23 protein-coding genes are annotated in these 24,002 nt (G+C 71.9%); 8 read left to right on the forward strand and 15 right to left on the reverse strand.

Annotated elements, in window-relative coordinates:
* Positions 1 to 2 precede the first annotated feature (2 nt).
* From SCAB_RS17215 to SCAB_RS17235, 5 genes are all read right to left on the reverse strand, one after another.
* Entirely contained in the window at positions 3 to 1,307 is a 1,305-nt protein-coding gene (locus tag SCAB_RS17215; protein WP_013001372.1) for an RNA polymerase sigma factor, read from the reverse strand.
* A gap of 51 nt (positions 1,308 to 1,358) precedes the next feature.
* Positions 1,359 to 1,715, reverse strand: coding sequence for a YciI family protein (locus tag SCAB_RS17220; RefSeq protein WP_013001373.1), 357 nt, complete (start codon positions 1,713 to 1,715; stop codon positions 1,359 to 1,361).
* A 138-nt stretch (positions 1,716 to 1,853) separates the two neighbouring features.
* Positions 1,854 to 2,939 carry an LCP family protein gene (locus tag SCAB_RS17225; RefSeq protein ID WP_041669319.1) on the reverse strand — a complete coding sequence of 362 codons (1,086 nt, stop codon included), beginning with the start codon at positions 2,937 to 2,939 and terminating at the stop codon, positions 1,854 to 1,856.
* 77 nt (positions 2,940 to 3,016) lie between these two features.
* Positions 3,017 to 4,396, reverse strand: coding sequence for an endo-1,4-beta-xylanase (locus SCAB_RS17230; protein ID WP_013001375.1), 1,380 nt, complete (start codon positions 4,394 to 4,396; stop codon positions 3,017 to 3,019).
* A gap of 527 nt (positions 4,397 to 4,923) precedes the next feature.
* Positions 4,924 to 5,985 (reverse strand): LacI family DNA-binding transcriptional regulator, encoded by a 1,062-nt coding sequence (locus SCAB_RS17235; protein WP_013001376.1) that lies wholly within the window; start codon positions 5,983 to 5,985, stop codon positions 4,924 to 4,926.
* Between the two features lie 129 nt (positions 5,986 to 6,114).
* Between SCAB_RS17235 and SCAB_RS17240 the strand changes: the two genes are divergently transcribed.
* The 4 genes from SCAB_RS17240 to SCAB_RS17255 are packed head-to-tail and all read left to right on the forward strand — an operon-like array spanning position 6,115 to position 11,652.
* Positions 6,115 to 7,479 carry an ABC transporter substrate-binding protein gene (locus SCAB_RS17240; RefSeq protein ID WP_013001377.1) on the forward strand — a complete coding sequence of 455 codons (1,365 nt, stop codon included), beginning with the start codon at positions 6,115 to 6,117 and terminating at the stop codon, positions 7,477 to 7,479.
* Positions 7,476 to 8,399 carry a carbohydrate ABC transporter permease gene (locus SCAB_RS17245; RefSeq protein WP_013001378.1) on the forward strand — a complete coding sequence of 308 codons (924 nt, stop codon included), beginning with the start codon at positions 7,476 to 7,478 and terminating at the stop codon, positions 8,397 to 8,399. The genes SCAB_RS17240 and SCAB_RS17245 overlap by 4 nt, the downstream gene beginning before the upstream one ends.
* Positions 8,400 to 8,403: 4 nt before the next feature.
* Positions 8,404 to 9,309 (forward strand): carbohydrate ABC transporter permease, encoded by a 906-nt coding sequence (locus SCAB_RS17250; RefSeq protein ID WP_013001379.1) that lies wholly within the window; start codon positions 8,404 to 8,406, stop codon positions 9,307 to 9,309.
* A gap of 57 nt (positions 9,310 to 9,366) precedes the next feature.
* Positions 9,367 to 11,652 (forward strand): beta-xylosidase/alpha-l-arabinosidase, encoded by a 2,286-nt coding sequence (locus SCAB_RS17255; RefSeq protein ID WP_013001380.1) that lies wholly within the window; start codon positions 9,367 to 9,369, stop codon positions 11,650 to 11,652.
* A gap of 6 nt (positions 11,653 to 11,658) precedes the next feature.
* On the opposite strand, the gene SCAB_RS17260 is transcribed toward SCAB_RS17255, so the two are convergent.
* The gene (locus SCAB_RS17260; RefSeq protein ID WP_013001381.1) at positions 11,659 to 11,910 is read right to left on the reverse strand and encodes a DUF397 domain-containing protein; all 252 of its coding nucleotides are present in this window, start codon (positions 11,908 to 11,910) and stop codon (positions 11,659 to 11,661) included.
* Positions 11,907 to 12,755, reverse strand: a complete 849-nt coding sequence (locus SCAB_RS17265; protein ID WP_049875727.1) for a helix-turn-helix domain-containing protein — start codon at positions 12,753 to 12,755, stop codon at positions 11,907 to 11,909. The genes SCAB_RS17260 and SCAB_RS17265 overlap by 4 nt, the downstream gene beginning before the upstream one ends.
* 118 nt (positions 12,756 to 12,873) lie before the next feature.
* On the opposite strand from SCAB_RS17265, the gene SCAB_RS17270 reads away from it, so the two are divergent.
* Entirely contained in the window at positions 12,874 to 13,617 is a 744-nt protein-coding gene (locus tag SCAB_RS17270; protein WP_013001383.1) for a PH domain-containing protein, read from the forward strand.
* Here the strand turns inward: SCAB_RS17270 and SCAB_RS17275 are convergent.
* The 4 genes from SCAB_RS17275 to tsaB are packed head-to-tail and all read right to left on the reverse strand — an operon-like array spanning position 13,565 to position 16,086.
* The gene (locus SCAB_RS17275) at positions 13,565 to 13,825 is read right to left on the reverse strand and encodes a hypothetical protein (RefSeq protein WP_041669321.1); all 261 of its coding nucleotides are present in this window, start codon (positions 13,823 to 13,825) and stop codon (positions 13,565 to 13,567) included. The two genes, SCAB_RS17270 and SCAB_RS17275, sit on opposite strands and share 53 nt — an antisense overlap.
* Positions 13,822 to 14,919, reverse strand: a complete 1,098-nt coding sequence (tsaD, locus tag SCAB_RS17280) for a tRNA (adenosine(37)-N6)-threonylcarbamoyltransferase complex transferase subunit TsaD (RefSeq protein ID WP_041669322.1) — start codon at positions 14,917 to 14,919, stop codon at positions 13,822 to 13,824. Before tsaD ends, SCAB_RS17275 begins: the two co-directional genes overlap by 4 nt.
* Positions 14,920 to 14,923: 4 nt before the next feature.
* Positions 14,924 to 15,424: a ribosomal protein S18-alanine N-acetyltransferase gene (gene rimI, locus SCAB_RS17285; RefSeq protein ID WP_013001385.1), complete on the reverse strand. Its 501-nt coding sequence runs from the start codon at positions 15,422 to 15,424 to the stop codon at positions 14,924 to 14,926.
* On the reverse strand, positions 15,421 to 16,086 hold the full coding sequence (tsaB, locus tag SCAB_RS17290; RefSeq protein WP_013001386.1) for a tRNA (adenosine(37)-N6)-threonylcarbamoyltransferase complex dimerization subunit type 1 TsaB: 666 nt from the start codon (positions 16,084 to 16,086) through the stop codon (positions 15,421 to 15,423). Before tsaB ends, rimI begins: the two co-directional genes overlap by 4 nt.
* 124 nt (positions 16,087 to 16,210) lie before the next feature.
* Between tsaB and SCAB_RS17295 the strand changes: the two genes are divergently transcribed.
* Complete coding sequence (locus SCAB_RS17295) at positions 16,211 to 16,771, forward strand: hypothetical protein (RefSeq protein ID WP_013001387.1); 561 nt, start codon at positions 16,211 to 16,213, stop codon at positions 16,769 to 16,771.
* A 645-nt stretch (positions 16,772 to 17,416) separates the two neighbouring features.
* Here the strand turns inward: SCAB_RS17295 and tsaE are convergent.
* From tsaE to SCAB_RS17315, 4 genes are all read right to left on the reverse strand, one after another.
* Entirely contained in the window at positions 17,417 to 17,941 is a 525-nt protein-coding gene (gene tsaE, locus SCAB_RS17300; RefSeq protein WP_078580127.1) for a tRNA (adenosine(37)-N6)-threonylcarbamoyltransferase complex ATPase subunit type 1 TsaE, read from the reverse strand.
* Entirely contained in the window at positions 17,907 to 19,154 is a 1,248-nt protein-coding gene (locus SCAB_RS17305; RefSeq protein ID WP_013001389.1) for an alpha/beta fold hydrolase, read from the reverse strand. Before SCAB_RS17305 ends, tsaE begins: the two co-directional genes overlap by 35 nt.
* A 235-nt stretch (positions 19,155 to 19,389) precedes the next feature.
* Positions 19,390 to 20,550, reverse strand: coding sequence for an alanine racemase (gene alr, locus SCAB_RS17310; RefSeq protein WP_013001390.1), 1,161 nt, complete (start codon positions 20,548 to 20,550; stop codon positions 19,390 to 19,392).
* Between the two features lie 84 nt (positions 20,551 to 20,634).
* On the reverse strand, positions 20,635 to 21,573 hold the full coding sequence (locus tag SCAB_RS17315; RefSeq protein ID WP_046773960.1) for a L,D-transpeptidase: 939 nt from the start codon (positions 21,571 to 21,573) through the stop codon (positions 20,635 to 20,637).
* 170 nt (positions 21,574 to 21,743) lie between these two features.
* On the opposite strand from SCAB_RS17315, the gene glmS reads away from it, so the two are divergent.
* Together glmS and SCAB_RS17325 are read left to right on the forward strand one after the other, a co-directional pair.
* Entirely contained in the window at positions 21,744 to 23,591 is a 1,848-nt protein-coding gene (gene glmS / locus SCAB_RS17320) for a glutamine--fructose-6-phosphate transaminase (isomerizing) (RefSeq protein ID WP_013001392.1), read from the forward strand.
* Between the two features lie 31 nt (positions 23,592 to 23,622).
* The gene (locus tag SCAB_RS17325) at positions 23,623 to 23,994 is read left to right on the forward strand and encodes a holo-ACP synthase (protein ID WP_013001393.1); all 372 of its coding nucleotides are present in this window, start codon (positions 23,623 to 23,625) and stop codon (positions 23,992 to 23,994) included.
* The last annotated feature ends 8 nt before the right edge of the window (positions 23,995 to 24,002 follow it).

The following is a 24,002-nucleotide window of genomic DNA, read 5'->3' on the forward strand; positions in this document are numbered from 1 at the left end:
CCTCACGCCTCCTCGTCCGCCCGCGCCAGCAGCAACGCCCGCTCCCGCTCGTTGCGCGCCAGCCCGGCCGCCCGTACGAACTCGGCGCGGGCCTCCTCCGTCCGGCCCAGCCGCCGCAGCAGATCCCCGCGGACGCTGGGCAGCAGGTGGTAGTCGCGCAGGGCCGGTGCGGCGGCGAGGCCGTCCACGATCTCCAGCGCGGGCCCGGGGCCCTCGGCCATGGAGACGGCGACCGCGCGGTTCAGCTCCACCACCGGGGACGGGGCGCGGGCGGCCAGCAGGGCGTACAGGGTGACGATCTTCGGCCAGTCCGTCTCCTCGTAGGTGTACGCCTGGGCGTGGCAGGCGGCGATGGCGGCCTGGAGGGCGTACGGGCCCGGGGCGCCCGGCGCGCAGGCGGTGGCGCGGCCGAGCGCCGTGAAGCCCCGGGCGATGAGGGGGCGGTTCCAGCGGCGGCGGTCCTGGTCGGCGAGCAGGACCGGTTCCCCGGAAGGGGCCGTGCGGGCGGCGGCCCGTGACGCCTGGAGTTCCAGCAGGGCCGCCAGGCCGTGCACCTCGGGTTCCTTCGGCATCAGCTGGGCCAGCACCCGGGCCAGCCGGAGGGCGTCCTCGCACAGGGCCGGGCGCAGCAGGTCGTCGCCGGCGGTGGCCGCGTACCCCTCGTTGAAGATCAGGTAGATGACCTCCAGCACGGAGTCGAGGCGGGCCTCGCGGTCGGGGCCGTACGGCACCTCGAAGGCGACGTTCTGCGTGGCGAGCGTGCGCTTGGCGCGGACCACGCGCTGGGCGATCGTCGGCTCGGGGACCAGGAAGGCGCGGGCGATCTCGGGGGTGGTCAGGCCGCCGAGGAGGCGCAGGGTGAGGGCGATGCGGGCCTCGGCGGAGAGCACGGGGTGGCAGGCCGTGAAGACGAGGCGGAGGAGGTCGTCGTCGATGTCGTCCGGGTCGGTCGGCCGGTCGAGGTGGGGCCCCGCCGCCTCCAGGTCCCGGCCCACCTCGGTGAGCTTGCGCGCGTACCGTTCCCGGCGGCGCACCAGGTCGATCGCCCGGTGCTTGGCGGCGGCCGTCAGCCAGGCGCCCGGATGGTCCGGCACCCCGTCGCGCGGCCACTGCTCCAGCGCCGCGACCAGAGCGTCCTGCGCCAGTTCCTCCGCGATCCCGACGTCCCGGACGATCCGCGCGACCCCGGCGATGATCCGGGGCGACTCCATACGGAAGACGGTCTCGACGGCCGCGTCGGAGGCGGGCCGGGACGTGGGGGCGTCGGCGGGAGCGGGACCGGGCGCGGAGGTGGGCTGTGGGGTCACAGCCCACCATCAGACACCCGGACGGCGCCCTCGCCAAGCGGATCCGATGGCTCAGGGCTCCATGATCTCCCGCACCTCGCAGGTGACCGTCCAGTGCTCCTCGTGCACCTTCAGGAACCGCTTGGTCCACTCGATCGCCTCGGCCATGTCCTTGGCCTGGACGATGGCGTACCCGCCCACGACCTCCTTGGACTCGGTGAACGGCCCGTCCGTGACGGAGAGCTTCCCGCCCTCCCAGTGCACCCGCGTGCCCTGGGCGGTCGGGGACAGACCGGCGGTGTCCAGCAGCACGCCGGCCTTCGTCATCTCCTCGATCAGGTCCCCCATCCGCTGCATCAGCTCGGGGCTCGGGCCCTCGGCGGGGGCGTTGGTCTCGTCGATCCGGACCATCGACAGATAGCGCGGCATGGTGACTCCAGGTGCGTCGGCGGCCGGGGCTTCTCCCCGACTCTCACCCCTACGTCGAACGGCCGCACCCCGGATCGACACGGCCGCCGGGATTTCCTGGAAAAGTTTTTCGCCCGCGCTCGCCCCGGCTGTCGCCCCCTACTTCAGCGACTCCCAGAGCTTCCTCGCCTCGGGTTCCCGTGCCACCACCCGGTTGCTGTCGTACGGGGCGGGCGCGACCGGCATCATCACGGTCGTGGTGGCGGCGGAGGACAGGCCCTCCAGGCTCCGGCCGAGGCGCACCAGGTCGGTGATCGAGGCGAGGCCGGTGTCCGTCGTGAGGCTCGCGGTGACCGCGTCGGCGGCCCGGTAGAGCTGCGCGGGGTTCGTCAGGAGGTCGGTCGAGGAGATCTGGTCCAGCAGGGCCTTCACCAGCTTCTGCTGGAGGCCGATACGGCCGAGGTCGCTGCCGTCGCCGATGCCGTGGCGGGTGCGGGCGAGCGCGAGCGCCTGCTCGCCGTCGAGGTGGTGGGTGCCGGCGGCCAGCTTGAGGTGGCTGTCGGCGTCGTCGATGTCCTCGTCCGTCGTGACCGTGACCCCGCCGAGCGCGTCGACGAGCTTGGCGAAGCCGGCGAAGTCGATCTCCATGTAGTGGTCCATGCGGACGCCCGTCATCGACTCGACCGTCTTGACCGCGCAGACCGGGCCGCCGACCGCGTACGCGCTGTTGAACATCGCGTTGTACGCCACCGCCGTCGAACCGCCCGACTCCAGCGGGCAGGACGGGCGGGTGACCAGAGTGTCGCGGGGGATGCTGACGACGGTCGCCCCGGTCCGGCCCTCGTCGACGTGGACGACCATCGCCGTGTCCGAGCGGGCGCCCGCGCCCTCGTCGCCGCCGCCGAGCGCGGCGTTCTCCTTGCCGCTGCGGGAGTCGGAGCCGAGGACGAGGATGTTCAGCGTGCCGCTCGGCAGGGAGTCGGTGGTGGCCGACGCCTCGGGGGCGGCCGTCGCGGTGGTCCGCGCGGGGCGGTCGTCGCCGAGCGCGGTGTTGATGTCGACGCCCTTGATGTTCGAGTTGAGCCGCCAGAACGTCCAGCCCAGCCCGCTCGCGGCGAGCACGAGGACGCCGGCGAGGGCGAAGCCGGCGATCCTCAGCCGGCGCCGCCGTCTGCCCGCGTCCCCGTTGTCCTCGCCCCCGTTGTCCTCGTCCCCGCGCACGTTTCCTTCACCCGTCACACACATGAACGTACGTCCGAATTGTTACGGCGAGGAACTGCCTGCCGCCTTTCCTTCGGAAATTCTCAGATTTCCCGGGCTTCTCAGCCGAGGGTCACGGTCGGTACCGGGTTGGTGCCGCTCCAGGTGCCGTTGAAGCCGAAGCTCACCGAACCGCCGCTCGGGACGCCGCCGTTCCAGGAGGCGTTGGAGCAGCTGACGGCCGTGCCGGTCTGGGTGCAGGTCGCGTTCCACGCCTGGGAGACCTGCTGGCCCGCCCCGAAGGTCCAGGTGGCCCGCCAGGAGGAGAGGGAGGAGCCTGCGGCGCAGCGGATCGTCACGTTGCCGGTGAAGCCGGTGTTCCACTGGCTGGCGACGGTGTACGCCGCCGAGCAGCCGGCCGGGACCGGGGGGTCGGTGACCGTGCCGCCGAGTGCCGTCACGATGCCGTGGTAGGCGGGTTTCGGGGCGTAGTTCTCGTCGTACGGGGTGGCGGCGCCCTCGCCCGGGAAGACGTCCGGGATCCAGGAGTCGGAGTCGGTGAAGCCCCAGACGGTGACGGCGGTGCAGCGGGTGACGGCCACGCACGCCTTCACCACGGCGTCGTACTCGGTGCGCTGCTGGGCCAGTTTGGCCTGGGTGGCCGGCAGTTGCATCCGGATGTCGAGTTCCGTGATGGCGACGTCCACGCCGAGGTCGGCGAAGCGCTGGATGTTCTGCTGGAGGGTGGCGGGGACCTGACCGAGGATCAGGTGGGCCTGGAGGCCGACGCCGTCGATCGGGACGCCGCGTGCCTTCAGGTCGCGGACCAGGTTGTAGAGGGCCGTGCTCTTGGCGTTGACGCCCTCGACGTTGTAGTCGTTGATGTAGAGCTTGGCGGCGGGGTCCGCGGCTCGGGCGGCGGTGAGGGCCTGGGCGATGTAGTCGGTGCCGAGGCCGTTGTACCAGAGGGTCTGGCGGTAGGTGCCGTCCTCGTTGAAGGGCTCGTTCACCACGTCCCAGGCGGCGAGGCGGCCCTTGTAGCGGCCGACCTCCAGTGCGATGTGGTCCTTCATCAGCCCGCCGAGCTGGGCGGGGGTCCAGGTGCCGTTCTGCAGCCAGTCGGGGTTCTGGCTGTGCCAGACCAGGGTGTGGCCGCGTACGTCCTGGTCGTGGGCCTCGGCGAAGTCGACGATCCGGTCGGCCTCGGTCCAGTTGAAGTTGCCTCGGGTGGGCTCGACGGAGGCCCATTTCATGGCGTTGCCGGGGGTGAGCCAGTTGAACTCCCGGGCCGCGATCTCGCCGTAGGTGCCGGTGAGCTTGGAGCCGGTCACCGCGGTGCCGATGCCTTTGCCCTTGGCTGCGGCGAGGTCCCGGAGGGGCGGGTCGGCGGCGTGGGCGGCGTTCGCGGTCGGGGCGGTGGCGATCAGGGCGGCGGCGAGGGCGGTGAGGGTGGCGAGCAGCGGGGTGAGACGGGCGCGCCTGGGATTTCTGGGGGTTCTCATTGCGGGTGCCTCCGAAAGTTTCGGTTGTGCATCCGATTGACTGCGGAGGAGTGTGGAGGGGGTTGTGCGAGTCGTCAATACATCAACTTTTAGCCACGGGCTCCGCGGTTGGGGTGGGGTGGGCGTGTGCGGGGTGCGGTTTGTGGTGCGGGTGCCGCGCCGTCGGGGTCTTTCGCGCAGTTCCCCGCGCCCCCTGAAACGATCTCGCAGTTGCCCGCGCCCCCGGAAAGAACGGCAGACCATCTGCCCGGTGCGGGCCGTTGCCGGGTGACCCGCCGTCGGGGTTCTTCGCGCAGTTCCCCGCGCCCCTGAAACGATCCCGCAGTTGCCCGCGCCCCCGGAAAGAACGGCAGCCCATCTGCCCGGTGCGGGCCGTTGCCGGGTGACCCGCCGTCGGGGTTGATCGCGCAGTTCCCCGCACCCCTGAAACGATCCCGCAGTTTCCCGTGCCCCTGACGAGAACGCGCAGTTTCCCGTGCCCCTGACGAGAACGCGCAGTTTCCCGTGCCCCCGAGAAACGTGCCCCTTCAGGAGGCCGGCGGCGCTGTCGTGCTGCTTCGGACCACCAAGGTTGTTGCCAGTTCTACCCTCGTCGCTGTGGGTGGGGTGTCCTGGCGGCCCAGGTCCAGGACCAGGCGGGCCGCCGCTTCGGCCATCTTCATCAGGGGCTGGCGGACCGTCGTCAGCGGGGGGCCCACCCAGCGGGCGACCGGCAGGTCGTCGAAGCCGACCACACTGAGGTCCTCCGGGATGCGCAGGCCCAGTTCGCGGGCGGCCTCGTAGAGGCCGAGGGCCTGGAGGTCGTTGCCGGCGAAGACGGCCGTGGGGCGGTCGGGGCGGCGCAGCAGCTCCAGCCCCAGCCGGTAGCCGGTCTCGTGGTGGAAGTCCCCGGCCTTGATCAGGTCGGCCGCGACCGGCAGCCCGGCGGTCTCCAGCGCGGCCCGGTAGCCGTCGACCCGGGCGCGGCTGCAGATCATCCGCGAGGGCCCGCTGATGGCACCGATCCGCCGGTGCCCCAGTTCGACGAGATGCCGGGTCGCGGCGAGGCCGCCCTGCCAGTTGGTGGCGCCGATCGACGGCACGTCGTCACCGGGGTCGCCCGCCGGGTCCATCACCACGAACGGGATGGAGCGGCTGGTGAGCAGGGCGCGCTGGGACTCGTCCAGCCCCGACAGGACGAGGACGACACCGTGCGGGCGGCGCGCGGCGACCTGGTCGGCCCAGGTGCGGCCGGGGGTGAGCCGGCCCGCGCTCTCGGAGAGGACCACGCTCAGGCCCTCCTCGCGCGCGATGTTCTCGACGCCCCGGATGACCTCCATCGCCCACGCGCTCTCCAGCTCGTGGAAGACCAGGTCGATGAGGGGCGACCGGCTCGCCTCGGCGCGCCGGCGGCGGTAGCCGTACTCGCGCAGCAGCTCCTCGACACGGGTGCGGGTCGCGGGCGCGACGTCCGCACGGCCGTTGAGCACCTTCGAAACAGTCGGAGCCGAGACGCCGGCCTGCCGGGCGATCTCGGCGAGCGTCGCGGTCTGCGTGGACTGGGACGCACGCGCTCTTGTCTGGATTTCCTCGGGCTTCGCGGGCTTCATGAGCGGGATCGTATCCCTGCGCGACCTCTTGACGAACCCTTTCGGCGGCCATACGTTCCCGGAACATTCGAAGTGTCATCCGAAACATTCGTCTTGTCGACCGGCTGAACATTCGCGAAGGGTGCTGTCATGGAGTCGAGTAGAGGTCAGGCCGCCGGTACGAGCACGGGCGCCCGGCCGTTCAGCAGGCGCTGGTTCCTCGGTGCCGGTTCCGCCTCGTTGCTCACCGCGGGGCTGGGCGCCGGCCTCACCGCCTGCGGCTCCGGCGGCGGGTCCGGCGGCGGGGACGGCAAGACGCTCACCGCGTTCGTCTACGGCGACGACGCGGTGAAGGTCCAGCAGGCGGGCGTCGACCGGTTCAACAAGTCGGCCGCGGCGAAGAAGGCCGGCGGCACCGTCAAGCTGCAGAAGGTCCCGGGCTCCGACTACTCCCCCAAGCTCCGCACGGCGATGGGCTCGCCCAGCGCCCCGGACATCTTCTTCAACTGGGGCGGCGGCTCGATCAAGCCGTACGAGGACGCGGGCAAGCTGGTCGACCTCACCGACATCATCGACGACGACCCGGTGCTCAAGGACGGCTTCCTGCCCTCGGTGCTCTCCGCCGGTGATCTCAAGGGCCGCCACTACGGCATCCCGATGCGCGGCATGCAGCCGGTGATCCTCTTCTACAACAAGTCCGTCTTCGCCGAGCACAAGCTTCAGCCGCCCACCACCTGGGACCAGCTGCTCGACAACAACGCGAAGCTGAAGAAGGCCGGCATCACCCCCTTCGCCCTCGGCGGCTCCGACCTGTGGCCCAACCTGATGTGGCTGGAGTACCTGGTCGACCGGCTCGGCGGCCCCCAGGTCTTCAAGCGCATCCAGGACGGCGACGCCGACGGCTGGGGCAACCCCACGATCCTCAGGGCCGCCGAACTGGTCAAGGAACTCGTCGACGACGGCGCCTTCGGCTCCAAGTTCACCTCGGTGTCGTACGTCAACGGCGGCGCCCCCGCGGTCTTCGCGCGCGGCAAGGCCGCCATGCACCTGATGGGCTCCTGGGAGTACTCGACGCAGCTCGGCAAGTTCCCGGACTTCGCCAAGAGCAACCTCGGCTGGGCCCCCTTCCCGACCGTCGAGGGCGGCACCGGCGATGTCCTCAACGTCGTCGGCAACCCCACCAACTACTGGTCCATCAACGCCCGTACGAAGAACAAGGACCTGGCCGTCGGTTTCCTCAGGGACTGCGCCTCGGAGGCGTACGCGAAGGCCCTGATCGCCAACGGCGACGTGCCGACCACCTCGAACGCGGCCGCCCTCCTCGGCTCCGCGCCGAACCCCGAGTACGCGAAGTTCCAGTACGACATGGTGCAGAAGGCCCCCGCCTTCACGCTCTCCTGGGACCAGGCGCTCGGCGACGGGCTCGGCACCAGGATGCACACGGAGATCGGCAAGCTGTTCGCGGGCAAGTCCTCGCCGAGCGAGTTCGTGACGGCGTGCAAGGGGCTGAAGTGACCGTCACGGTCGAGAAGGCCCAGGCGCCGGGAAAGGGACCGGCGGCGCGGAAGGGACCGGAGCACCGCGCGAGCCGCGCCGGCCGTCCGCACGCCGCCTGGGCCCTTCCCGGAGTCCTGTTCTTCACGTTCTTCGCGGTCGTCCCGATGGCCCTCGCCCTCTACCTCTCCTTCACCAGCTGGGACGGTCTGGGCGACCCGCGGCTGGTCGGCCTCGACAACTGGCGCAAGCTCCTCGACGACCCGCGGATGACCCAGTCCCTGTGGCTGACCGTCGTCCTGACGGTCGCCAGCTGGGTCTTCCAGACGGTCATCGCCCTGCTGCTCGGCGTCTGGGCGGCGGGCCGGCAGCGCAACCGCGCGATCCTGTCCGCGGTCTTCTTCGTGCCGTTCCTGCTCTCCTCCACCGCCATCGCGATCCTGTTCTACGCGCTGCTGGACCCGAACTTCGGCATCATCCAGGCGGACACCCTGGGCTCGCAGAGCGGCGCGTTCCTCGCGATCGTCTTCGTCGGCGGCTGGCAGTTCATCCCCTTCCACACCCTGATCTACCAGGGCGGGGCCCGCCAGATCCCCGAGGTCCTCTACCAGGCCGCCGCCATCGACGGCGCCGGCCGCTACCGCCAGTTCTTCTCGATCACGCTGCCGCAGCTGCGGCACACGATCACCACGTCCACGGTCCTGATGGTCGTCGGCTCGCTGACGTACTTCGAGACGGTCCTGATCCTCACCAAGGGCGGCCCCGGCACGGACACCGCGATCCTGCCGTACCTGATGTACGAGGCCGGCTTCAAGACGTACGACTTCGGCTACGCGAGCGCCATCGCGTCGTTCCTGGTCATCGCCGCGACGGGCCTCTCGCTGGTCCTGGTCCGGCTGACGGGCTTCGGCGCCATGCGCAGCACCCGCGAAGGGATGTGACGGAGTGTCACACGACACGTTGGCGCGCCCCACGAAGACCCGGCAGCCGGACGGGAGCCCGTCCACGGAGTCACCCCGGCGCCGCCGGCACTGGACCAGGCGTGCCAACCCGGTCGCGGGCCTGGGCGCGTTCGTCTGGCTGGTCATCGTCCTGATCCCGATCTACGCGATGCTGTCGGCGTCGCTCACGGGCGCGGACAAGGCCCTGACGGGCAACCCCCTCAAGCCTCCCACCGACCCGACCCTCGACAACTACAACACCGTCCTCACCAGCGGCTTCGGCCATCTGATGAGCAACACGGTGATCGTCGCGGTGTCGGTCGTGGGCATCGTCCTGGTGCTGTCGATCCCGCTGGCCTACGTCGCCGTCCGCACCCGGGACCGCTGGTCGAACGCCGCGTTCCGGCTGTTCCTCCTGGGCGTGGCGATCCCGGCGCAGGCGGTGGTCGTGCCCTTGTATCTGCTGATCGCCAAACTCGACCTCTACGACACCCTCCTGGCCGTCATCCTGCCGACGGCCGCCTTCGCGATGCCGGTCTCCGTCCTGGTCCTGGTCGGCACCCTGCGGGACGTCTCGGAGGACCTGTACGAGGCGATGGCCCTGGACGGCGCCTCGCCGCTGCGGGTGCTCTTCCAGCTGACGATCCCGCTCGCCAAGGGCGGCATCAGCACGGTCGTCATCTTCTCCGCGCTCCAGGCCTGGAACGGCTTCCTGTTCCCGCTGATCTTCACCCAGTCCGACGAGCCCCGGGTGCTCACCCTCGGCCTGTTCAACTACGTCAGCCAGTTCGGCGTCAACATCCCCGCCCTGCTCGCCTCGGTCGTCCTCTCCGGCATCCCGATCTTCGCCGTGTACCTGGTGGCGCGGCGGGCGCTGGTGGGCGGGCTGATGGGTGTGGGCGGCAAGTGACCCACCTGCTTCGGCACCCGCGACCTTCTGAAACTCGCCGACTCCTGAAGGAGTTTCATGACAACCCCTTGGCGTGACCCGGCCCTGCCCGCAGCGGCCCGGGTCGACGACCTGCTCTCCAGGATGACCCTGGAGGAAAAGACCGCGCAGCTGTACGGCGTGTGGGTGAAGAACGACGCGAACGGTGAGGACATCGCCCCCGACGAGGCGGGCATGACGGAGGCGTTCGACTTCGACGAGCTGATCACCCGGGGCCTCGGCCAGCTCACCCGCGTCTTCGGCACGGCCCCCCTCGACCCGGCCGAGGGCGCGAAGGTGCTGGCCCGCTTCCAGCGCCGCATCATGGCCGCGAACCGTTTCGGCATCCCGGCCGTCGCCCACGAGGAGTGCCTGGCCGGTTTCACCAGCTGGCGCGCGACGGCGTACCCGGTCCCCCTCGCCTGGGGCGCCACCTTCGACCCCTCGCTCGTCGAGGAGATGGCCCGGAACATCGGCCACGACATGGCGTCGGTCGGCGTCCACCAGGGGCTTTCCCCCGTCCTGGACGTCGTCCGCGACCCGCGCTGGGGACGGGTCGAGGAGACCGTGGGCGAGGACCCGTACCTGGTGGGCACCATCGGCTCGGCGTACGTGCGGGGGCTGGAGTCGGCCGGGATCGTGGCCACGCTGAAGCACTTCGCCGGGTACGCCGCCTCGGTGGGCGCCCGCAACCACGCGCCCGTGCGCGCGGGCGTCCGCGAGTTCGCGGACGTGGTCCTGCCGCCCTTCGAGATGGCACTGCGGGAGGGCGGCGCCCGCTCGGTCATGGCCGCGTACACGGAGACGGACGGCGTCCCGGTCTCCGCCGACCGGCGCCTGCTCACCGAACTCCTGCGCGACGACTGGGGCTTCACCGGCACGGTCGTCTCCGACTACTTCGGCATCGGCTTCCTGGAGACCAACCACCGCGTGGCGGGCAGCCGCGCCGAGGCCGCCCATGCGGCGCTGGCCGCCGGTGTCGACGTGGAGCTGCCGAGTCCGCGCTGCTACGGCGAGCCCCTGATCGAGGCCGTGAAGGCGGGCGAGATCCCCGAGTCCCTGGTGGACCTCGCCGCCCGCCGCGTCCTCCTCCAGAAGTGCGAACTGGGCCTCCTGGACGAGGACTGGACCCCCGAGCCGGCCACCCCCGCCGCCGACCTGGACCCCCCGCGCAACCGCGCCCTCGCCCGCCGCCTCGCCGAGGAGTCGGTGGTCCTGCTGGACAACCCCGGCGCCGTGCTGCCGCTCGCCCCCGACCTGCGGATCGCGGTCGTGGGCCCCCGGGCCGACGACCCGCTGGCCATGCTGGGCTGCTACTCCTTCCCGTCGCACGTCCTGCCCGCCCACCCCGGCACCGCGCTCGGCATCGAGATCCCGACCGTCCTGGAGTCCCTGCGCACGGAACTCCCCGACGCGAAGATCACGTACGCCGCCGGCAGCACGGTCGACGGCACCGACACCGGCGGGTTCCCCGAGGCGGTCGCCCGCGCCTCCGAGGCGGACGTCTGCGTGGCGGTCCTCGGCGACCGCGCCGCGCTCTTCGGCCGGGGCACCTCCGGCGAGGGCTGCGACGCGGAGGACCTCCGGCTGCCGGGCGTCCAGGGGAAGCTGCTGGACGCGCTGGTCGCCACGGGCACGCCGGTGGTCCTGCTCCTCCTGACCGGCCGCCCCTACGCGCTGGGCCGCTGGAACGACAGGCTGGCGGCCACCGTCCAGGCCTTTTTCCCCGGGGAGGAGGGCGGCCCGTCGGTGGCGGGAGTGCTGTCGGGCCGCATCTCCCCCTCCGGCCGCCTCCCGGTCAGCGTCCCGGACCGCCCCGGCGGCCAACCGTGGACGTATCTCCAGCCGCCCATGGGCCTCCTCGGCGGCGCGAGCAGCATCGACCCGACCCCGCTGTATCCCTTCGGGCACGGCCTCTCGTACACGACGTTCGCGTGGACGGACTTCGAGAACGAGGGGTACGACGTGTCGGTGACCGTGCGCAACACGGGTGAGCGGGCGGGTGCGGAGGTCGTGCAGCTGTACCTGCACGACCCGGTGGCCTCGGTGACGCGCCCCGACATCCGCCTGATCGCCTATCAGCGGCTGGAGTTGGGGCCGGGGGATGCCTCGCGGGTCACGTTCCGCTTCCACCCCGACGTCTCGTGCTTCGCGGACCGCTCAGGACGGCTTGTGGTGGAACCGGGCGCCCTGGAACTGCGCCTGGGCGCGTCGAGCACGGACATCCGCCACCGGGTGCAGCTGACGCTGGAGGGGGCGGTACGGGAGGTCGGCCCGGACCGCCGGCTGCACTGCGGGACGGAGGTCCGGGCCGTACAGAACTGAGGGTGCTCAGTCCGCCTGGGCCGCCGCGTGCACGACGAACGCGGCCCAGGCGGCGGGGCCGAGGCCGAGGTGGGGGCGGGTGGTGTCTTTGGAGTCCCGGATGTGGATGGTGGTGGGAGTCGGGGCCACCTCTATGCAGTTGTCGCCCTGGGTGCCGCTGTAGGTGGACCTGTGCCACTCCAGGGCGACTTCGATGCAGCTGTCACCCTGGTCCGTGCTGTAGCTGGACTTGAACCAAGCGAGTTCGGCGGTAGTCATAGGGTTCCTCGCAGTCGCTCCAGCAAGCTCACGGAGTCTTCCGGAGTGAGAGCCTGCGACCGCAGTTTCGCATAACGCTGGTTGAGGAGAGCCACGTCCTTCGCGTCAGCGATGAGCCGACCATTCATGTGCCCCTCGGCATAGGCGAGCCGCCGTCCGTCCGGTGTCTCCACCAGCTGGAGCGGCCCCGACAGGCTGGCATGCTGCGTGCGCTTCAACGGCATGATCTGAAGGCTCGCGTTACGCAACGCGGCGCACTCCAGCAAGTAGTCCAAGAGGCAGCGCGTTACTTCCTGGCCACCCAATCCCCGCAGGAGCACGCCCTCTTCGATGATGAAGCTGAACGAGGTGTTGGGGCGCTCCCGCAACAGTTGCTGTCGCTCCATCCGGACAGCCACCTGCGTGTCCAACTCACCGTCGGTGAGGGGCGGGACCGCGTTCTCGAAGACCGCCCGGACGTACGACTCCGGCTGCAACAGGCCCGGCACAAGCCTGCACTCGTACGTATCCAGAACGGCGGCCTCCCGCTCCAAGCGCGCCCACGTCCTGAACCAAGCCGCCAGCCCCGGCTGTCGGGCCATGTGTTGGAACGCCCCCCGCACCGCCCCCGTGCCGCCCGTGGCCTCCTCCGCCAGTTCCACGAACCGCTGGTCCGCGAGCCGTCGCCCCAACTCGATGGAGGCGACGGAGTGTCGGGACAGATGGACGAGCGCCCCGAACTCCTCCCGGCTCACCCCCGCATGCTCGCGCAGCGCCCGCACCACCGCCCCGAACGCCCGCATGCTGTCCGACGACTCGGGCTCACCACCCGGCCCTTGCGCCGCCCACTCCACACCGTGCACCATCGACCCAGAGTGACCGCACGCTCACGGTACTGTCCATCGAACAGCCGCGTACTCCCCGTTCCGTACGCGCGAGGGGCGCCCTTACCCCACGCTCACCGAGGGCGGCTATAACAGCGCGGTGGACGACGGCATCGAACGGGAGTACCGAAAGCGGCGCAGAGTACCGCCCGCCTTCCTCACCACGCTGGTCGCGGCGACGCTGATCATCGCGAGCGCGCTGCACGCGATGGCGACGCTCGGCCCGTCGGGCTGGAACGTGCTGGCCGTGGCCGCCTGGGCGGCGACGGTGAGCCGGGTGGTGCTGGAGCAGTGGCGGGCGCGGACGTCGGTCACGGTCGACGGGATCACCGTGCGGGGACCGCTGCGCACGCGCTTCTGGGCGTGGCCGGACATCTACGGCATCCGGGTCGAAGACAACAAGGGCGGCGTCCCCCGCTGGTCCGGGTACCTCTACGCAGTCGACGGGCGCCGGGCCCGCCTCCCTCACCTCGACGAGTACCAGCTGGCCGATCCGATCGCCGAGGTCGCCGACCTGTACGCCACCGCCCTGCGGCTCGGGCTGACCTCGGCCGAGGAGCGGCCGGAGGTGGAGGCCCGCATCGAGCGAGGAGCGCGGCGGCGCACGGCGGCGCGGCGGGCGGTGATCGCGAGCCTGGTCCTCGCGGCCGTCATGCTCGTCGTCGACCTGGGGACGGCGTTCACCGACCGGCCGCCCCACACCCTGCTCCTGGTCGGGGGCGTGCCGCTGCTCTGTTTCGCCCTCTGCTTCCCCGCCCTGGACCGGCTCGGCGAACGCCGGTACCGCCGCCTCAGCCGTCCGGCTCCAGCGACTCGAACCGCCACCGGTGGACCGCTCGACTGACCAACTCCGGTCCGGGATCGGGCAGTTCGGGCAGTTCGGCGTCGTAGTCCGCGTCCCACCAGGTGATGACGAGCACCCGGTCCTGGGGCGCGCGCAGTGTCTCGCGCCGCAGCGGCCGTACCGGAAGCTCCTGCTCCCGTGCCCAGGCGAGCAGTTCGGAGCCCCGGCCTTCCACCGCCCGTGCCTCCCACATCAGCGCGACGGTCACGAGTAGAGGTTCTCCTTGCTCACCTCGTGCACGTGGTCGTGGTCGTGGTGGTGCCCCGGCACGTGCGGTTCGGTCACCGGGAGGGAGGAGTCGGCGGAGAGGTCCCAGCTGGAGGCGGGACGGTTGCGGGCGACCATCTCCGCGCCGAGGGCCGCGACCATCGCACCGTTGTCCGTGCACAGCTTCGGCCGCGGCACGCGGAGCCGGATGCCCGCCTTCTCGCAGCGCTCCAACGCCAGTGCCCGCAGCCGGGAGTTGGCGGCCACGCCGCCGCCGATCATCAGGTGGTCGACGCCCTGGTCCTGGCACGCGCGCACGGCCTTGCGGGTCAGTACGTCCACGACGGCCTCCTGGAAGGACGCCGACACGTCCCGTACCGGCACCTCCTCGCCGGCCGCCCGCTTCGCCTCGATCCAGCGGGCCACGGCCGTCTTCAGCCCGGAGAAGGAGAAGTCGTAGGCCGGGTCGCGCGGCCCGGTGAGACCGCGCGGGAACACGATCGCCTGCGGGTCGCCCTCGCGCGCGTACCGGTCGATGACCGGGCCGCCGGGGAAGCCCAGGTTCAGCACGCGCGCGATCTTGTCGAATGCCTCGCCCGCCGCGTCGTCGATGGTCGCGCCCATCGGCCGTACGTCCGAGGTGATGTCCGTGGACAGCAGCAGCGACGAGTGGCCGCCCGACACCAGCAGCGCCATCGTCGGCTCGGGCAGCGCCCCGTGCTCCAGCTGGTCCACGCAGATGTGGGAGGCGAGGTGGTTGACGCCGTAGAGGGGCTTGCCGAGCGCGTACGCGTACGCCTTGGCCGCCGAGACGCCCACCAGCAGGGCGCCCGCGAGGCCGGGCCCGGCGGTGACGGCGATGCCGTCGAGGTCCTTCGGGCTCACGCCCGCTTCCTTCAGCGCGCGGTCGATGGTCGGGACCATCGCCTCCAGGTGCGCGCGGGAGGCGACCTCGGGGACCACCCCGCCGAAGCGGGCGTGCTCGTCGACGCTCGACGCGATCGCGTCGGCCAGCAGGGTCGTGCCGCGCACGACGCCGACGCCGGTCTCGTCGCAGGAGGTCTCGATCCCGAGGACCAGGGGTTCGTCAGCCATGGACCTAGCCATTGATCTCGGTTCCTTGTACGGATGCGGAAGGGTCGTTGAGGCGCATGACGAGGGCGTCCACGTTGCCCGGCTGGTAGTAGCCGCGGCGGAAGCCGATCGCCTCGAAGCCGAAGCGTTCGTAGAGCTTCTGGGCGCGGACGTTGTCGACCCGGCATTCGAGCATCACCTGGGCGCACTCGAAGGAGGTGGCGGTCCGCAGCAGCTCGGTGAGGATCAGCGCGCCGAGGCCGGTGCCCCAGTGTTCGCGGGCGACGGCGATGGTCTGTACGTCGGCGGTGTCCCCGGCGGAGGCCAGGCCCCCGTAGCCGATGATCCGTCCGTCGGCGTCCTCGGCGACGTAGTACCGCCGGGTCGCGTGGGGTCCGCGCGCGTGGGCGAGGTCCGACCAGAACATGCCGCGGGACCAGGCGTCCTCGGGGAAGAGGTCCTTCTCCAGCTCCAGGACGGGCTCGATGTCCCACCAGCGCATCTCGCGCAGCACCGGGGTCGTCACTTGGGGGTGACCACCTTGTAGTTCTTGGGCACCTGGGCGTCGGGCCGCCGCAGGTACAGCGGCCGGGGCGCCTCCAGTTCCGCGCCCGAGGCCAGCCGCTCGGCGGCCAGCGCCGCGAGGGCGGCCGCGGAGACGAGCTCGGGCCCGCGGGCGTCCGGGAAGGCGTCGGGGTAGAGGACCGCGCCGGCGCCGACGGCGGGCAGTCCGGCCACGGTGTCGGCGATCTCGGCGGGCCGGTCGACGGCGGGTTCGGTGGTTCTCGTCCGCGCGTCCGCGTACCGCGCCCAGTACACCTCCTTGCGCCGGGCGTCGGTGGCCACCACGAACGGCCCCTCGACCGTGCCCTCGGCACCGGCCGCGTAGGCGAGTCCGTCGAGGGTGCACAGGCCGTGGACGGGGACCCCGAGGACGAGGCCGAAGGTGTCGGCGGTCATGAGGCCGACGCGCAGCCCGGTGTACGGGCCGGGGCCGATGCCCACGACGATGCCGGTGACGGCGTCGAGGTGGGTGCCCGCCTCGGCGAGAACCCGGTCGACGGCGGGCAGCAGCAGTTCCCCGTGGCGTCGCGCGTCCACCTGGCTCGACGCGGCGACGACGTCCGTCCCGTCGTGCAGCGCGACGGTGACGGCGGGGGTGGCGGTATCCAGAGCGAGCAAGAGCACGCAAACAGCCTACGGCGCTTCGGGCCGGGCCACGGCCGACCCGGTACACGTCCCCTCTGCTGCTACCGTCACAGCACAGACGTGCTTCAAAGGCGTACGTGGGTACGAGAGGTGGACTCAGAAGGTGGCCAGCAGCAGCTCGGTAATCGTGGCCGGGCTCACCGCGGCGGCGGTCGCCGCAGTCGGTTTCCTCGCCTATCAGGCGTCGGCGCACGTGCCCGACGACCTCGGGAAGCCCTCCCCCTCCAAGTCCTCGGCACTTCCGAAGTCCAAGGCTCCCGGCGAGCGGAAGAAGGACACGGAGAAGCTCCTTCCCGAGGGCTCGGGCACCGGCGAACGCGTCGTCTACTCCCTGGACGGCGACCGCGTCTGGCTGGTCGGCGCCAACGAGAAGGTCACCCGCACGTTCGAGGTCACCCCCAGCACGGTCGACCCCACCCCCGCGACCTACACGGTCTCGTCCCGCTCCGCCGCCGTCACCGGCTCCGACGGCACCCCGATCGAGAACGTCGTCCGCTTCGCCACGGTCGACGGCGTCTCCATCGGCTTCAGCGCGGCGGTGGACGGCTCCACCCCCGACCCCGACCCCGCCACCAAGACGGGCGGCATCCGCGAGTCCCGCAAGGACGGCAAGGCGATGTGGATGTTCGCAGGCATCGGCACGAAGGTGGTCGTGGTCGAGTAGGGGTCCGACGCGGCCGCCGGGGAACTGCTGGTCGCTGGGGTTCTGGTGGCCGCCGGGGGCTTCCTTGGTCACCGGCCGGCGGAACCGCCGGTCACTCCCGGGACGCGGGCAGCCGACGCCTTTTAGTCACCGGCCGGCGGCGCGCCGGTCATTTCAGGGGCGCGGGCAGCCGGGCGCTTTCTTGGTCACCGGCCAGGGGCACCGCCGGTCTTTTCAGGGGCGCGGGGAACTGCGCGACCAGCCCCCACCCACCCGCAGCCGCGACCGGACCGAGACCACCCCACCCGGAGCGCTACGCCGCAGCCCTGGGACGCCGCTCATCCACCCCGCGCCGCCCCTCCCCCTTGACCGGCGGAGCAACAGGCGGAGCTACCGGCGGCGTGGAAATCACCTTCGCCGCCGCACACGCAGCCAGAAGGTCCCGCATCGACACCCCGCCCGCCCCGGAGGAGGACGGCCTCGGCCTGTGTTCCGCTGTCGACATGGACGCCTCCTGGTGCCGGGCGAACCAGGTTAGGTACACCTAACCAAGAACTGTCCCCATGTGACCACGCCGAGGACACCCCGCGCAACACTTACCGACACCCCGTCGGAACCCACGCCCCGCCCCAGCGGAGCGCACAGGCGGAGCGCACAGGCGGAGCGCTACGCGCAAAGCACACCCAGTTCCACCGACGCCCACCGTTCACCCAGCCCGGTGACGGTCACCAGCCGTACCTCGTCCGTGGTGTCCCCGACGGCCCGGTGGATGACGACGCTCAGCCGGTCGTCCGTCAGCTCCTCGACCTTCCCCTCGCCCCACTCCACCACGATCACCGAATCGGGCAGCGAGACGTCGAGATCGAGGTCCTCCATCTCGTCGAGCCCGCCGCCCAGGCGGTACGCGTCGACGTGGACGAGCGGTGGCCCCGCCACCAGGGAGGGATGCACCCGGGCGATGACGAAGGTCGGCGAGGTGACCGCACCCCGTACCTCCAGCCCCTCGCCGAGCCCCCGGGTGAGGGTGGTCTTCCCGGCGCCCAACTCCCCGTTGAGCATCACGAGATCGCCCGCGCGCAGGAGCTTGGCCAGGCGACGGCCCAGGTCCCGCATCCGGTCGGGCGAATGAACGGTGATCCGCAGAGACGGCCCGGACTCACCCGGGACGTGCGGTGCTGCTGGCGCTTCCATAACCAGTAACGGTAGCCCCCGCCGGCACGGCCCCCGCCCGGGTGAGCAGGTCCGCGAGCCGGTCGGTCACCACCTCGGGGTGCTCCAGCATCACCAGATGTCCGGCGTCCGGGACGAGCACCAGCTCCGCGTCCGGCAGCAGGTCGGCGATCACCTCGCTGTGCTCGCTCGGCGTGACGAGGTCCTTGACCCCGGCCAGCACGAGCACCGGCAGCTCCGCGAAGGCCGCGAGGGCCTCGGTCTTGTCGTGCTCGGTGAACGCCGGATAGAACTCGGCGACCACGTCGATGGGCGTACCTTCGATCATCCGCTCGGCGAACCGCGCGACCGCCGGGTCGACGTCCCGCGAGGCGAACGAGTACCGCTTGATGATCCCGGCGAACAGATCGGCGGTCGCCCGCCGCCCCCGCTCCACCAGCGCCGCCTGCTGCCCCAGCGCCTTCAGCACTCCCGGCAGCACCCGCCGCACCGCGTTGACGCCCGCGACCGGCAGCCCGAAGTTGACCTCGCCGAGCCGCCCCGAGGACGTACCGACGAGCGCGACGGCCACGACCCGCTCGCGGATCAGCTCCGGGCTGTGCGCGGCCAGCGCCATGACCGTCATGCCGCCCATGGAGTGCCCGACGAGCACGATGGGCCCCTCGGGCACGGCCGCGTCGATGACGGCCCGCAGGTCGCGCCCGAGCTGGTCGATGGCGACCGGCAGACCGTCCCGCACCTGGGCCACGCCCCGGCCGGAGCGGCCGTGGCTGCGCTGGTCCCAGTGCACGGTCCGCACGACCCCGCGCAGCGCGGCCCGCTGGAAGTGCCAGGAGTCCTGGTTGAGGCAGTAGCCGTGGCTGAAGACGACGGTGACCGGGGCCGGGGCCTTGCGGCCGAAGAGGCGGCGTCTGCGGGGTGAGAGCCCGGCCTCGGGCTCGACGTCGTCGACCTCGTAGTACAGCTCGGTGCCGTCGTCGGCGTACGCCTTGCCGGGGGTGCCGCGCAGCGTCCCGTACGGGCCGGTGGAGTCGAGCGCGAGCTGGGCCTTGCGGCGCATGCCGCGTCCGACGGTGAGCCGCTCTATGGCGACGCCCGCCGCCGCGCCCGCCGCGACCACGCCTATCGCCGCCCCCGCGACACCCGCTCTGCGCCAGATGCCGTCGCCGGACGCGGCCGAGGCGGCGGCCGCGCTCGCGACGGCCTCCACGGCCTCCGCGCTGCTCTCGCTCACGTCCCGCTCCTCTTCGCCGACGTCCGGTCCCGCTGCCGGTCCCGCTACCGCTGTCGCTGTCGCTCCGCACATCCGTACGGAGTGTCCAGTCCTGTACGTCTTTCACTTACTCGTGTTCGGGGGCCGCCCGCTCATGCCCGTGCCCGGACGTGCCCCGGATCACACCCCGGCGCGCCCGCGCCGGACACCCGTGATCACATCCTCGGGGGCCGCGCGCGTGGCCGCACGCGCCCGGTCATTCACCCGTATCGACGTAGACGCGCGGGACACGGGTTCCGATGCGCGTGACGATCTCGTACGCGATGGTCCCGGCCGCCTGCGCCCAGTCCTCGGCGGTCGGCTCGCCCCGGTCACCGGCCCCGAACAGCACGACCTCGTCCCCGGCGACGGGTTCGTCCCCGCCGAGGTCGACGACGAACTGGTCCATGGCGACCCGGCCCGCGACGGTCCGCCACTTGCCGCCGACGAGGACGGGCCCGGTGCCGGAGGCGTGCCGGGGGACCCCGTCCGCGTAACCGACGGGGACCAGGCCGAGGGTGGTGGCGCCGGGCGTGACGTAGTGGTGGCCGTAGCTGACGCCGTGGCCGGCGGGGACGTGCTTGACCAGCGCGAGCGAGGCGCTGAGCCGCATGACGGGCCGCAGCCCGAGGTCGGCCGCGCTGCCCAGCTCCGGGCTGGGGGAGACGCCGTAGACCGCGATGCCCGTCCGGACGAGGTCGAAGCGCGCGTCCGGAAGGGTGAGCGTGGCCGGGGAGTTGGCGATGTGCCGCACCTCGGGGCGGACGCCCTGCTCCTCGGCGTGGGCGATCATGTCGCGGAAGCGGGTGAGCTGGGCCTCGATGGAGGGGTGACCGGGCTCGTCGGCGCAGGCGAAGTGCGACCAGAGTCCGGTGACCTTCACCAGCCCCTCGGCCTCGGCCCGCAGCGCCTCGGTGACGAGTTCCGGCCAGTCGCCGGGCGCGCAGCCGTTGCGTCCGAGCCCGGTGTCGGCCTTGAGCTGCACCCGCGCGCGCAGTCCGGCGGCGCGGGCGGCGTCGGTGACCTCCCGCAGCGCCCACAGCCCGCTGACCGCGACGTCGATGTCGGCCTCGACCGCCTCACGCCAGGGTCCGCCCGGCGCCCACAGCCAGCACATCAGCCGCCCGGACAGACCCGCCGCCCGCAGCGCCAGCGCCTCCTCCGGCGTGGCCGTCCCGAGCCAGGTCGCGCCCGCCTCGACGGCGGCCCGGGCACACCGGACCGCCCCGTGGCCGTACGCGTCGGACTTGACGACGGCCATCAGTTCGGCACCCGCCGCCCGCGCGCGCAGGGTCCGCACATTGGCCCGCAGGGCATCCAGATCGATCTCGGCACGGGCCCGCAGGGGCGCGCTCCGCAGAGGTGCTGTCTCACTCATGTCAGCCCCAGTGTCTCAGAGCCACGGACGTCCCCTTCGAACGGGCGCGGCCCCTGACGTACGAACGACCCGGCCCCGCCCGCCTCACTTCCCCGGCCGCTTCCCCCACACGAAGACCCGGTCCTTCGTCTTCAGCACCCCCCACAGCGTCCGCGCGTCCGCCAGCCGCAGGTTCACACAGCCCATGGACCCGATCTCCGTGTAGATGGACCCGTAGACGGCGTGGAACGCCTGTCCGCCGCTGAAGAACTGGCTGTACGGCATAGGCGTGTTGTAGAGCGTCGACCAGTGGTTCTTGTGCTTCCAGTACACCGTGTGCCACCCCGCCCGGGTCGGGTACGCCTTCCGCCCGCTGCGCATCGGCACCGGCCCGAACACCACCTTCTTCCCCTTCTGCACCCAGGTGAGCTGCCGCGACAGGTCCACACACGCCACCCGGTACGTGCGCACCGGGCACTTCCCGGCCGCGTTGGGGTTCTTGCGGGCGGCCAGCAGCTGCATCCGCGCCCAGGTCACCGGCCCCGCGAAGCCGATCGCCGGCTTGATGCGCTGCTTGACCTGGAACGCCCGGATCGCCAGACAGTCGGCCCGCGACTGCTTCCCGTCCACCTTCCGCCGCAGATACCGCTCGACCTGCCGCTGGTAGGGCCCCGCCAGCTTCGTACAGGTGACGGCGGCCGCGGCGAACGCCTGGGCCTCGCCGAGCGGCACGTACTCGATGAGGTCGTACGTCCCGGCCGCCGCGCGCCTCGGCTCCACCGCGTCCTCCGCCGCGCCGGGCGCGTACACCCGGGGCGGGAGCGCCTGGTCCGGCGTGTCGATCTGCCAGGGCTGGTGCGGGCCGGGCGGCACACCGGGGACGAGGGGGCCGTCACCGGGCGGAACGGCGGAGCGGTGCGGCGCGGAGATCGGCGCGCGGGGGGCCGCGGCGGCGTCGGTTGCCGGGAGTGCGGTCACCAGGGCGAGGCACACGGCCAGGGCCCCGAGCCTCGTTCGCCGGCTCGTCTTTTGTCGGCTCGTCATGTGATCAGCGATACGTGCCGCACTCGCCCGGACGCGGTCGCCGCGCGTACGGTCACCCGATACGCATGGAGGAAGTCACCCGATATGCGGGCTCACCGGACACCATCGGCGTCACGTACAGTCACCCTTGGCACACGACAGGTCGCGAACGGTACGACACAGGGGTTGATATGTGCGGAATCGTGGGATACGTCGGCGCGCAGTCCGCGCTCGACGTGGTCCTGGCCGGGCTGAGGCGGCTGGAGTACCGGGGGTACGACTCCGCGGGCGTGGCGGTCCTCGCCGACGGGGGCCTGGCCGCCGCGAAGAAGGCGGGGAAGCTGGTCAACCTGGAGAAGGAGCTGGTCGGCCGCCCGCTGCCGACCGGATCGACCGGCGTCGGCCACACCCGCTGGGCCACCCACGGCGGCCCCACCGACACCAACGCCCACCCGCACCTCGACAACGCGGGCCGGGTCGCCGTCGTCCACAACGGCATCATCGAGAACTTCGCCGCGCTCCGGGCCGAACTGGCCGGGCGCGGCCACGACCTGCTCTCCGAGACGGACACCGAGGTCGTCGCCCACCTGCTCGCCGAGGAGTTCTCCTCGTGCGACGACCTCGCGGAGGCCATGCGCCTGGTGTGCCGCCGGCTGGAGGGGGCGTTCACGCTGGTCGCGGTGCACGCGGACGCGCCGGACGTGGTCGTGGGCGCCCGCCGGAACTCGCCGCTGGTCGTCGGGGTCGGCGAGGGCGAGGCGTTCCTCGCCTCGGACGTGGCCGCGTTCATCGCCCACACCCGCTCGGCCATCGAGCTGGGCCAGGACCAGGTGGTCGAGCTGCGCCGCGACGGCGTCACGGTCACGACGTTCGACGGCCGCCCCGCCGAGGTCCGCTCGTACCACGTCGACTGGGACGCGTCGGCGGCGGAGAAGGGCGGCTACGACTACTTCATGCTCAAGGAGATCGCCGAGCAGCCCAAGGCGGTCGCGGACACCCTCCTCGGCCGTATCGACGCGGCGGGCACCCTGAGCCTGGACGAGGTCCGCATCCGCGACGCGGAGCTGCGCGAGCTGGACAAGGTGGTCATCGTCGCGTGCGGTACGGCCTTCCACGCCGGGCTGATCGCCAAGTACGCCATCGAGCACTGGACGCGGATCCCCTGCGAGGTGGAGCTGGCGAGCGAGTTCCGCTACCGGGACCCGATCCTCGGCCCGCACACCCTGGTCGTCGCGATCTCCCAGTCCGGCGAGACCATGGACACGCTGATGGCCCTGCGGCACGCCCGCGAACAGGGCGCCCGGGTCCTCGCCATCTGCAACACCAACGGCTCGACGATCCCCCGCGAGTCCGACGCGGTCCTCTACACCCACGCGGGGCCCGAGGTGGCCGTCGCCTCCACGAAGGCGTTCCTGACCCAGCTGGTGGCCTGCTACCTCGTCGCCCTCTATCTCGGCCAGGTGCGCGGCACGAAGTGGGGCGACGAGATCCGGGCGGTGGTCCGCGACCTCTCCCGCATCTCCCGCGAGGTGGAGCGGGTCCTCGAAACGATGGAGCCGGTACGGGAGCTGGCGCGCACCCTCGCCGACAAGGACACGGTCCTGTTCCTGGGCCGGCACGTGGGCTATCCGGTGGCCCTGGAGGGCGCCCTGAAGCTCAAGGAGCTGGCCTACATGCACGCGGAGGGCTTCGCGGCGGGCGAGCTGAAGCACGGCCCGATCGCCCTGATCGAGGAGGACCTGCCGGTGGTCGTCGTGGTCCCCTCCCCGGCGGGCCGCTCCCTCCTGCACGACAAGATCGTCTCCAACATCCAGGAGATCCGCGCGCGCGGCGCCCGCACCATCGTCATCGCGGAGGAGGGCGACGAGGCGGTCGTCCCGTACGCCGACCACCTGATCCGCGTCCCGGTGACCCCGACCCTGCTGCAGCCGCTGGTCGCCACCGTCCCCCTCCAGGTCTTCGCTTGCGAACTGGCCACCGCCCGGGGCAACGAGGTGGACCAGCCGCGGAACCTGGCGAAGTCCGTGACCGTGGAGTGAGAGCCGCCGCGTCCACCGTAGGGTGCGGATCATGCCCATCATCGGAGTCGGCATCGACGTCGCCGAGATCGACCGTTTCCGCGCCTCGCTGGAGCGCACGCCCAGTCTGGCCGACCGTCTCTTCCTCCCGAGCGAACTGCTGCTGCCCAGCGGGGAACGCCGGGGCGTCGCCTCCCTCGCGGCCCGCTTCGCCGCGAAGGAGGCCCTCGCGAAGGCCCTCGGCGCGCCCAGCGGGCTGCGCTGGACCGACGCGGAGGTGTATGTCGAGCCTTCCGGCCAGCCGCGCCTGCGGGTGTCCGGCACGGTGGCGTCCCGGGCCTCCGCGCTGGGCGTCACGTCCTGGCACATCTCCCTGAGCCATGACGCGGGGGTGGCATCGGCGGTGGTGATCGCGGAGGGGTGACGCGGCGC

The sequence above is a fragment of the Streptomyces scabiei 87.22 genome (assembly GCF_000091305.1).
GTDB classification, from domain to species: domain Bacteria; phylum Actinomycetota; class Actinomycetes; order Streptomycetales; family Streptomycetaceae; genus Streptomyces; species Streptomyces scabiei.

Excerpts from the sequence above, each read along its gene's own strand:
- SCAB_RS17260 (WP_013001381.1), bottom strand. The coding sequence starts at position 11,910 with ATGACTACCGCCGAACTCGCTTGGTTCAAGTCCAGCTACAGCACGGAC.
- SCAB_RS17265 (WP_049875727.1), bottom strand. The coding sequence starts at position 12,755 with ATGGTGCACGGTGTGGAGTGGGCGGCGCAAGGGCCGGGTGGTGAGCCC.
- alr (WP_013001390.1), bottom strand. The coding sequence starts at position 20,550 with ATGAGTGAGACAGCACCTCTGCGGAGCGCGCCCCTGCGGGCCCGTGCC.
- SCAB_RS17325 (WP_013001393.1), top strand. The coding sequence starts at position 23,623 with ATGCCCATCATCGGAGTCGGCATCGACGTCGCCGAGATCGACCGTTTC.
- tsaD (WP_041669322.1), bottom strand. The coding sequence starts at position 14,919 with ATGGCTGACGAACCCCTGGTCCTCGGGATCGAGACCTCCTGCGACGAG.
- SCAB_RS17315 (WP_046773960.1), bottom strand. The coding sequence starts at position 21,573 with ATGACGAGCCGACAAAAGACGAGCCGGCGAACGAGGCTCGGGGCCCTG.
- SCAB_RS17230 (WP_013001375.1), bottom strand. The coding sequence starts at position 4,396 with ATGAGAACCCCCAGAAATCCCAGGCGCGCCCGTCTCACCCCGCTGCTC.
- SCAB_RS17240 (WP_013001377.1), top strand. The coding sequence starts at position 6,115 with ATGGAGTCGAGTAGAGGTCAGGCCGCCGGTACGAGCACGGGCGCCCGG.
- SCAB_RS17235 (WP_013001376.1), bottom strand. The coding sequence starts at position 5,985 with ATGAAGCCCGCGAAGCCCGAGGAAATCCAGACAAGAGCGCGTGCGTCC.
- SCAB_RS17220 (WP_013001373.1), bottom strand. The coding sequence starts at position 1,715 with ATGCCGCGCTATCTGTCGATGGTCCGGATCGACGAGACCAACGCCCCC.
- glmS (WP_013001392.1), top strand. The coding sequence starts at position 21,744 with ATGTGCGGAATCGTGGGATACGTCGGCGCGCAGTCCGCGCTCGACGTG.
- SCAB_RS17225 (WP_041669319.1), bottom strand. The coding sequence starts at position 2,939 with ATGTGTGTGACGGGTGAAGGAAACGTGCGCGGGGACGAGGACAACGGG.
- tsaE (WP_078580127.1), bottom strand. The coding sequence starts at position 17,941 with ATGGAAGCGCCAGCAGCACCGCACGTCCCGGGTGAGTCCGGGCCGTCT.
- SCAB_RS17255 (WP_013001380.1), top strand. The coding sequence starts at position 9,367 with ATGACAACCCCTTGGCGTGACCCGGCCCTGCCCGCAGCGGCCCGGGTC.